We start from the raw sequence: 2,835 nt of genomic DNA, 5'->3' as shown, positions 1-2,835 counted from the left end.
GACCGACACCGGAGCCTTCGGGGCGGCAGGCTGCGGAGCTGTGCCGCCACTGACCGCCGCCAGTGCGTCGACGACACCGTGCCCGACGATCGGATTCCAGCCGTCCGATGGGGTGCGCGCGGTGTCTTCGATGCGGCGCATCACCTCTCGCGCACTCAACTGGGGAAACCGGGCGCGCACCAGCGCGGCCAGCCCGGCCACCACGGGCGCGGCGTAACTCGTTCCGGAGATGGGGCCGTCGCGCCCGACGACGTCGATCAACCGCTGGCCGTCCGGGTGCAGCGACACCAGATTCTCGCCGGGTGCGGCCACATCGACCCAAGGTCCGGCGAGGCTGAAAACCGATGCGGTGCCGTCGGATCGGACCGAGCCGACACACAACACCAGGTCGTCGTACCAGGCCGGGCTCGACACCGAACGCAGCTTGTCCCAGTCGCTACCCGCCGGGCCGGCGGGGTCTTGCTGGGTACAGCCCGCGCCGACGTTTCCGGCCGCGGCGACCACCACGACGTTCCGCACGTCGACGGCATAGCTCAGGGCCGCGCCGAGGGCACGGTCGTCGGGAGCCGCATCGGCGGCCACACAGGCAGGAGACGAGATGTTGATGACGGTCGCGCCGAGGTCGGCCGCGGTCCGTACCGCCATGGCCAAGGTGTTGACGTCCCCGACGCCGGTCGCGCCGCCGTCGGGAGCGAACTTGTTGCTCGACTGCCGGATCGCCAGGATAGCGGCATCGGGGGCGACCCCGCTGAATCCCGAACTCGGTGCCCCACCGGCGATTCCGGCCACGATCGTGCCGTGGCCGTCACAGTCGGCGGTGCCGTCGCCGCGCGCCACGTAGTCCCCGCCACCGATCAAGTGGGGCAGCAGCCGGTGCCGCGCCACCCCGGTGTCGATCACCGCGATNAGATGCCGGACTGGCATCTGCACCTGGCCTCGGTCGACGATCCACTGGCGCAGCGCATGGGCGCCGAGATGGCGATGGCCCTGGCCGATCTGATCCGCGGCGGTGAACTGCGTCGGCTCAAGATCTGCGCGGCGCCGGACTGTGAGGCGGTGCTGACCGACCTGTCGCGCAACCGGTCCCGGATCTTCTGCGACACCGGCAACTGCGGCAATCGCCAGCACGTCGCGGCCTACCGCCAGCGTCAGCGTGCGGACTGACCCGGCCCGCAAATCGGCGTAATCGCACCGTGCCGGCCGGGGTTAGGGTTGCGCACGGGGGACATATGGCACGGCGACCGGCCACTCGGCTACAGCTCAGCGGGCATCGATTCCTGTTGCGGCGCATGGCACATGCGCTGGTGCGTGGTGACACCCGAATGCTCGACGACCCACTGCGGGCCCAGTCTGTGGCCTTCGGTGCCGGGTGTGTGCTGGCGGCCGTGGCGATCGCCGTGTGCGCCGTCATCACACTGGTCCGCCCCGGTGCGGCGGCGGGCGACGAGCCGATCCTGATGGCCCGCCATACCGGCGCGCTGTACGTGCGCATCGGTGACGTCGTTCACCCCGTGCCGAACCTGACGTCCGCCCGGCTGATCGTCGGTGCACCCGCGAATCCGGTCGTCGTCGACGACGCCACGATCGCGAAGCTCCGGCGGGGGCCGATGGTCGGCATTGCCGGTGCCCCGGCCGAGACCGGCCGACCGATGGGCCTCGACGAGTCGGACTGGGCCGTCTGCGACGTCACCGAGCCGGGCGACACGGTGTTGCTCGCCGGCCGCCCCGGCCGGGACATCTCCGCCCTGCGGCCCGGCCAGGCGCTGCTGGTATCGGCGCGTACGGCAGGCGCACCCGCCTATGTGCTCGCCGACGGGTGGCGAGCCAGGGTGGACCTCCGCGACATCGCGGTGGTTCGCGCCCTGCACCTGGAAGGTGTGGCAGCCCAGCCGGTTTCGCAAACCCTGTTGGACTCCGTACCGGAAGCGCCTGCCCTGCGGGCACCGTCGATCGCCGGTGCGGGCTCACCAGGACCCGCGGCGCTGGGCGGGCCCGCCGTGGGCACCGTGATCCGGGTGGCACGCACCGGCCCCGCCGAGTTCTACGTGGTGCTGGCCGACGGTCTGCAGCGCATCGACCGGGTGGCAGCGGACGTCATCAGGTTCAGCGTCCCGCAACCAGGCCGCGAGCCACCGACCCTTCCCGCTGATCTGGTGGCCGATGTCCCGCTCGCCGCAGGCCTGGCCGTGGCCCGGTTCCCGGAACGGGTGCTGCCCGGTGCGCGAGCGGTGATCTGCGCACGCTGGAATCCACGACAGCCGGATCGGGATTCGAATACCACTGTGGCGATGGCCGATTCGCTGCCCGATGGTGGCGTGCAGCTGGCCCAGGCCGACGCGGCCGGGCCGAACATCGACCGGGTGCAGATCCCGGTCGGCCGCAGCGCGTTCTTACAGGCCCGGGGTATCGCCCGGGAGGCTGTCGCCGGTGGTCCGCTGTATCTGCTCACCGACGTCGGTGTGCTGTTCGGGATTCGCGACGGCGAGACCGCTGAACACCTCGGCGTCGGCGGCAACCCGATACCCGCGCCATGGCCGATGCTGGCCATGCTGCCGCGCGGGCCCGAACTCAACCGGGAGACCGCCTCAGTCGTGCGGGACGCATTGCCCGGCGTCGGGGCGGCGCCCGCGTAACCGCCTGGCCGACAGCGCCAGCGCGGTCAAGACCGATGCGGCCACGCATGCGGCCGCGCCGCCGAAGGCGATCCGCCGCGGTAGCGGGTCGGCGGTTGCCGGGGTGGGCAGGGGGACCGACACCGGAGCCTTCGGGGCGGCAGGCTGCGGAGCTGTGCCGCCACTGACCGCCGCCAGTGCGTCGACGACACCGTGCCCGACG

At 71.9% G+C, this 2,835-nt stretch carries 2 protein-coding genes and 2 pseudogenes; 2 read left to right on the top strand and 2 right to left on the bottom strand.

All coding sequences use genetic code 11. The features are described from left to right. On the bottom strand, nt 1-1,119 hold a 1,119-nt coding region (mycP, locus tag BN4332_RS20910), incomplete at its 3' end, for a type VII secretion-associated serine protease mycosin (protein WP_435405201.1). On the opposite strand from mycP, the pseudogene BN4332_RS35555 reads away from it, so the two are divergent. Next, nucleotides 1,081-1,164 (top strand): annotated as a pseudogene (locus tag BN4332_RS35555) (CGNR zinc finger domain-containing protein); the annotation flags it as partial. The gene mycP and the pseudogene BN4332_RS35555 sit on opposite strands and share 39 nt — an antisense overlap. A gap of 65 nt (nt 1,165-1,229) precedes the next feature. Beyond that, nucleotides 1,230-2,633: a type VII secretion protein EccB gene (eccB, locus tag BN4332_RS20900; RefSeq protein WP_066901263.1), complete on the top strand. Its 1,404-nt coding sequence runs from the start codon at nt 1,230-1,232 to the stop codon at nt 2,631-2,633. On the opposite strand, the pseudogene BN4332_RS33300 reads toward eccB, so the two are convergent. Continuing rightward, a pseudogene (locus BN4332_RS33300) lies at nt 2,586-2,835 on the bottom strand (type VII secretion-associated serine protease); the annotation flags it as partial. The gene eccB and the pseudogene BN4332_RS33300 sit on opposite strands and share 48 nt — an antisense overlap.

This window comes from Mycolicibacterium houstonense (genome assembly GCF_900078665.2).
Classification (GTDB): Bacteria; Actinomycetota; Actinomycetes; order Mycobacteriales; family Mycobacteriaceae; genus Mycobacterium; species Mycobacterium houstonense.
The sequence above is the reverse complement of the archived record's forward strand: the minus strand, read 5'-3'. Positions and strand labels throughout refer to the sequence as shown.

Bases quoted from the DNA above. Each gene is read 5' to 3' on its own strand.
- eccB (WP_066901263.1), top strand. From the start codon at position 1,230: ATGGCACGGCGACCGGCCACTCGGCTACAGCTCAGCGGGCATCGATTC.